The organism is Acinetobacter sp. YH12135 (assembly GCF_013418565.1).
Classification (GTDB): domain Bacteria; phylum Pseudomonadota; class Gammaproteobacteria; order Pseudomonadales; family Moraxellaceae; genus Acinetobacter; species Acinetobacter towneri.
This window is the reverse complement of record NZ_VPBU01000015.1, coordinates 66,591-72,721: the sequence shown is the minus strand read 5'-3', so window position 1 is coordinate 72,721 and position 6,131 is coordinate 66,591. Positions and strand designations below refer to the sequence as shown.

Annotated in this window: 5 protein-coding genes and 1 rRNA gene; 1 reads left to right on the top strand and 5 read right to left on the bottom strand. The window is 39.2% G+C overall.

Annotated elements, in window-relative coordinates; all coding sequences use genetic code 11:
- The 5 genes from FTU70_RS09935 to ftsY all read right to left on the bottom strand — a co-directional run.
- Positions 1-116 (bottom strand): 16S ribosomal RNA (locus FTU70_RS09935); the annotation flags it as partial.
- A 445-nt stretch (positions 117-561) separates the two neighbouring features.
- On the bottom strand, positions 562-1,227 hold the full coding sequence (locus FTU70_RS09930) for a DUF2057 domain-containing protein (RefSeq protein ID WP_096900938.1): 666 nt from the start codon (positions 1,225-1,227) through the stop codon (positions 562-564).
- Between the two features lie 194 nt (positions 1,228-1,421).
- Positions 1,422-2,015, bottom strand: a complete 594-nt coding sequence (locus FTU70_RS09925) for a nitroreductase family protein (RefSeq protein WP_004976581.1) — start codon at positions 2,013-2,015, stop codon at positions 1,422-1,424.
- Positions 2,016-2,603: 588 nt separating this feature from the next.
- Positions 2,604-3,290 carry a nitroreductase family protein gene (locus FTU70_RS09920; RefSeq protein ID WP_096901452.1) on the bottom strand — a complete coding sequence of 229 codons (687 nt, stop codon included), beginning with the start codon at positions 3,288-3,290 and terminating at the stop codon, positions 2,604-2,606.
- Positions 3,291-3,496: 206 nt separating this feature from the next.
- Positions 3,497-4,603, bottom strand: a complete 1,107-nt coding sequence (ftsY, locus tag FTU70_RS09915; RefSeq protein ID WP_004976589.1) for a signal recognition particle-docking protein FtsY — start codon at positions 4,601-4,603, stop codon at positions 3,497-3,499.
- A gap of 186 nt (positions 4,604-4,789) precedes the next feature.
- Between ftsY and FTU70_RS09910 the strand changes: the two genes are divergently transcribed.
- A complete protein-coding gene (locus FTU70_RS09910) occupies positions 4,790-6,124 on the top strand; it encodes a pitrilysin family protein (RefSeq protein ID WP_225530726.1) in 1,335 nt (444 codons plus the stop codon).
- The last annotated feature ends 7 nt before the right edge of the window (positions 6,125-6,131 follow it).

Here is a 6,131-nt window from a genome sequence, read left to right as displayed (position 1 = left end):
CATTACTCACCCGTCCGCCGCTAGCTCAGTTACCGAAGCAACCTCGCCCGCTCGACTTGCATGTGTTAAGCCTGCCGCCAGCGTTCAATCTGAGCCATGATCAAACTCTTCAGTTAAAATCATTTTGAAGTTTTAATCTAAACTTCCAAATCTGGCTCATCAATTTTCTGACTTAAATTTCGCTCAAATAAACTTCGAGTAATTTAAACCAATCAATCAATGAAATATTTTTGATTAATCAATCAGTAAAAATCCACACAAGTTGTTCTTCATAATCTCTTAATGATTTCCTGTTATTTCGTCAATAACAGCACCAATTCAATCAACACTGCGTTGGTGTGTTGCGTATTCTATACAGTTTTTGAATAGACGCAATATATTTTTTAGTTTTTTTTCAAAAAAAGCACCATCCGCCCAAATTTTAGACGCATTTCATATTTTTATCACACTTTTCTTATAATTTGTCTTTTTTTCGCACGTTACTGGATTGGTTTTTAAATAAATCCTTTTAAGGCGATAACAAAAAACAACCAGCTCAATGGAGCTGGTTGCAAATCAACATTAATTGGCTTGTTCTGCAAGCCATGACATGAATTTTTGTCGCTCTGCTTTAGTGGCTTGTTGCCACAATTGAATCAATTGTTGCTCTTTGCCCTGTGTTTGTTTTGCTGTAGGCAATGTTACTGAGGTGGTTTTCTCAGATGGCAACACTGCTGCCGCGGTATAAACTGCTGCTGGCTGATTGACCGCAGCACTATTTTGAGTGGTATCTACAGTTTTATTAAGCCAACTACCACCTAACCAACCAGTTGAGTTTGCTTTAGCACCTGTTTGTTGTACCAGCAACTGATTCTTTTGATTATATAAACCAACGCTTGGTTGATCTTTGAATTCTTTTGCAGCATCGAAGTCTTTAGGTGGATTTACCAAAGCGAGTCGATAGTTTTCGCCATCTTGAAGAATTGGGGTTTTGAGTGTAATGACGTCTGATTTTAAAATATCGTGCGCACCATTATGATGTTCAAAATATTGTTGATAACGCAAGTTAATGACATTTTCACCCGCATTGACTTTCACTTGCTGTGCAGAACTGAATAAACCTGAACGAATTTGTTGATCATTTACAGCGAGCAACTTAATTTCTTCAGGTACTGCAATAGTTACTGCTGAAAATGCTGAACTACAAGCCATCAATGCAATACTTGCTATGCCTAATTTAAATGCCATATTTCACTCTATATCGTTTATTAAAGTTTGATTGCACTATGCAATGTATAAATGACAGTTTTATGACAATTCATGGGTTTAGGCATTTGCACATGAATAAGTAAGTTGTAAGGCACATCACTACCCCCAGAAACAAAAAAGTAGGATGAATCATCATCCTACTTTTTTGTCTGTGCAGTATGTGTTGCTAGAGCTTAGTTAAAGCTTTTGAAACGTGCTGCATCATCCATAAATGTTTTTTCACCAGCAGGTGCTTCAATTGAACCAAACACTAATTGTGCACGTAGTTTCCAGTTTGCAGGAATGTCATAAGTTTGCGCAACTTCTTCATCTACGATTGGATTGTAGTGCTGTAATGATGCACCCACATTGATTTCAGATAAAGCTGTCCACGCTGCGAATTGTGCAATCCCTGTCGAATGTTCTGACCATACTGGGAAGTTGTCTGCATATAGCGGGAATTGCTCTTGTAGACCTTTTACAACATCTTGATCTTCAAAAAATAAAGCTGTACCAAAACCTGCAATAAAGCTATTAATTTTTGCTTCAGTGTTTGCAAATGCTTCTGCAGGAACCATTTTATGTAAAGTTTCTAAAACGATGTTCCAAAATTGTGTATGCGATGCACCGTATAAAGTCACAACACGTGAAGTTTGCGAGTTAAATGCAGATGGGCTTAAACGAACTGCTTGTTTGATTGTACTTTCAATAGTTGCCTGATCTACAGAAACATTTTTACCAAGTGCATAGATTGAACGGCGTTTTTCTAATTGATTTAAAAATGACATTTTTAATTCCTCTGCAGAATTTTGTATAAATTAATTGATACAGCGATATTAAGCTTTTTATTCAGCATAAACATTACAAAAAATACGACAGTGTGTTTTATGTATAGAACGATTATAGTTATATAAAGTGACAAATGTATGTGACTGCATTTAGGGTCTGTTGACATTTCATAAATGGCTTGCGCTGTAGGCTAAAACTGAGCAGATCAGGCATGAAACGCAGGGAATAGCGAGACTATTGCCAAGTTTCATAACGCAATCTGAGAAAGTTTTAGCCACAGCCTGAGCAAAAACAAGCACTGCTTTGTTTGCAGCGCAAGGCGCAGCGAAGGACGAGCATATTTTTTGCTGCTATTGCGTTATGAGTCAGTCATTTAGAATGACTAAATTTCCTGCCTCATGCCTTATATCAGCTAAAAAACCTTGCGAGATATATCTCTCACGTCGCAAACATAGACGAAGTGTCAACAGACCCTATTACCTTTTATTCTATAGATATAGTCTATTGCAATATAAATATGCTGCGGTTCGCTCTTTGTAGCACATAATAATAAGCTGATTTGACCAATCTTCATCAAATGCTGTTATTTAAGCATAGACTTTAAATTGATTTTGATAGTGTGCATGACTCCGTTCGGTTACTTCTTCTTCAATTGATCCAAAAACGAGTTGTGAACGTAACAACCATGTATCTGGAATATCAAAATGCTCTGCCACAGCACGGTCTATGTTTGGATTATAATGCTGTAAAGATGCACCCACGCCTGAATCTGCCAATGCTGTCCACACTGCAAATTGCGCCATGCCTGAAGTTTGCTCCGACCAAATTGGAAATTCTGCAGCATTAAATGGAATTTTCTTTTGCAATTGACGAATCACTTGTTGATCTTCATAGAACAATACCGTGCCAAAAGCTGCTGCACATTGTTCGATTTTCATTTTAGTACCTGCAAAAACCTGCTCTGGTACAAACTGACGTTGTACTTCCTGTACTAAATTCCAAAATTTTTTATGTGATTCAGAAAATAAAATAACCACGCGCGTACTTTGTGAATGATGTGCCGATGGACAGCTACGCACAGCTTCCTGAATCAGCTCGGTCATATAAGTTTGGCTAAAATGAACGCGTTTTCCTAAAGCATAAATACTACGGCGCTTTTTTAATTGATCGATGAAAGTCAGTTCATTTGCGTCATAGTTCGGCTTTTTCTTAAGCTTAAAGTCTTTCGTGATATCTGCTGTAAGCACATGACCAATTTTATTTAACAGTGTCATTTTGACTTCCCCAAAAAACCAATCAAAATCAATCTAATATTTTTTCTTATTCTATATAGACGAAAGTGCTTTTATTCACATTCGTATTTTTAGCTGCTGCTTTTTACAACACTCAAACCCGCTAAAAACAACAAACTCCGCATTTTGCGAAGTTTGTGTGAAACTTACAGCATTTTACATTTTAGCTTTAAAACTTAATTCAAAACTTATTTTTCAGTTTCAAACAGTGCTGCAACAAATGCTTTGGCTGAGAATGGACGTAAATCATCAATTTTTTCACCCACACCAATAAAGCGAATTGGCACATGGCTACGGCTTGCAATGTTAAATAACACGCCGCCTTTTGCAGTGCCGTCCAGTTTAGTGATGGTGATGCCTGTTAAGCCAACAGCCTCATCAAACATTTCAACTTGGTTAATGGCATTTTGACCCGTGCCTGCATCCACAACCAACATCACTTCATGCGGTGCAGTCGCATCAATTTTTTGCATCACACGCTTAACTTTAGTCAATTCTTGCATCAGGTTGCTTTTGTTATGCAAACGTCCAGCAGTATCTGCAATTAACACATCAATGCCTTTGGCACGCGCACTTTCAAACGCATCGAAAATAACAGAAGCACTGTCTGCACCGTGACCTTGTGCAACAACGGCAACATCGTTACGCTCACCCCAAATCTGCAATTGTTCTGTCGCTGCAGCACGGAAAGTATCCCCTGCGGCCAACATGACTTTTTTACCTTCGCCTTGTAAGCGTTTCGCTAACTTGCCAATGGTTGTGGTTTTACCTACACCATTCACACCCACGACTAAAATCACATAAGGGGTTTTATTGGCATCAATATGTAAAGGTTTTACCCGTGGCGCAAGCAAAGCCACTAATTCTTCTTGCAAAGCCTTATATAAAGAATGTGAATAAATTAAGTCGCCACGCGCAGTACGCTCGGTCAAATTGGCAATAATGGTTTTCGTTGCATCTACACCAATATCTGCAACCAACAGTTGTTCTTCGACTTCTTCTAATAATTCATCATCAATTTCTTTACCGCCAATCAGAATATTCACCATGCCATCGGCAAAGTTTTTACGGGTTTTGGTTAACCCTTCTTTCATGCGACTAAAGAAACCACCTTTCGCAGGCGCATCCGTGTCTGATGATGTTTCTGCAGCATGTTCAGAGGTTTCTGCTTGTTGTAGAGGTGTTGTTTCAACAATCGGAATATTTACCGCTGGTAAATTCGGTAATGTGACATCATCATCTCCGATATCAGCATCAATCAAAAATTTATTTTGCCCATTAGATTGCTGTTGCATGCCGAATCCTTGAAAAGCATTGCGTTAAAAAATCGGATTCTAACATAAACCAATTGCTTTTACCTCGTATTCCAACCACATAGCCGCATACAAAAAATACCTACAGCAATCCTTGCCTTTCCGCTTTAATTTCTGAAAGATAAGCCGATAACGATTGATCTCCACTTGCTTATGTTCCAATTTTCGATGAAGTCTGTTTGTGCGTTGCTTTGGGGTTTAACAGCTTCGATTAGCCATGCTGAAGTTTTAGCTGCGAATAACACTTTTGAAACCACACTCAACAATGGTTTAAAAGTCATTATCCGTGAAGACCATCGTTCTCCCATGGTGATGACTCAAATTTGGTACAAAGTGGGCAGTAGCGATGAGTCCGGAAATACACTTGGGATTTCGCACGTACTTGAACACATGATGTTTAAAGGTACAGCCAAGGTGCCGAATGATGAATTTACCCGTTTAAGTCGTATTTATGGTGGCAGTGTCAATGCAGCAACCTTTACCAATTACACGAATTATTATCAGCTCTATCCCAAAACTTATTTCCCACTGGCTTTAGAGTTGGAAGCCGACAGAATGAGTAATTTGTTACTTCGCCAACAAGACTTTGAGCCTGAAATTAAGGTGGTAATGGAAGAACGGCGGCAACGTACCGATGATAATCCACGGGCTTTGGCTTTTGAACGCTTTAAATGGATTGCCTACCCAACCAGTCATTATCGCCAACCCATTATTGGGCACATGAAAAACTTGCAAAGCATTCAGCTGCAAGATGTACAGGCGTGGTACAAAAAATGGTATCGCCCCAATAATGCTATTCTAGTGATTGTGGGCGATGTAGATCATCAAGCCGCATTGTTGCAAGTCCAAAAGTATTTTGGAGATATTCCGAAAGCACCTACGCCACCGCGCAATGATGTGTTGGAGTTTGAACAATTAGGTTATCGGCACATGGAATTGTCTGCGACTGTGCAAGTTCCTAATTTATATATGGCTTGGAATGTCGGTTCATTGGCAACAGCTAAAAATCCTCAAAATGCCTTCGCGCTCACTATCATCAAACAACTGTTAGACAGTGGAATTACTTCACGTTTAGAACAGCGCTTGGTCAGAAACAATAAGATTCTTAGCTCAGTCAGTGTCAGTTATGACCCGTATCAACGTGGGGATAGTTTGTTTAGTATTTCAGCATTGCCTGCAGCAGGTGTAACGTTAAGCGAAGCACAGGTCGCGATTCAAAACGAAGTGGATACGCTAAAACAGGATTTGGTCAATTCAAGTGAAATTGAGCGCGTGGTGACTCAATTTGTGGCCAATTGGATTTATAGTCAGGATGATTTGGCAGGACAAGCCCGAACCATTGGCAATTTGGAAGTCAATGGATTCAGTCACCGTTTAATCGATGTTTTACCACAACACTTCCAAGCGATTACTGCCCAGGATCTGCAACGTGTTGCGCAAAGTTACTTTAACAAAGACAGACTTAGCACCTTGTATTTATTACCTCAAAGCACAACACCTTAAACTGTGA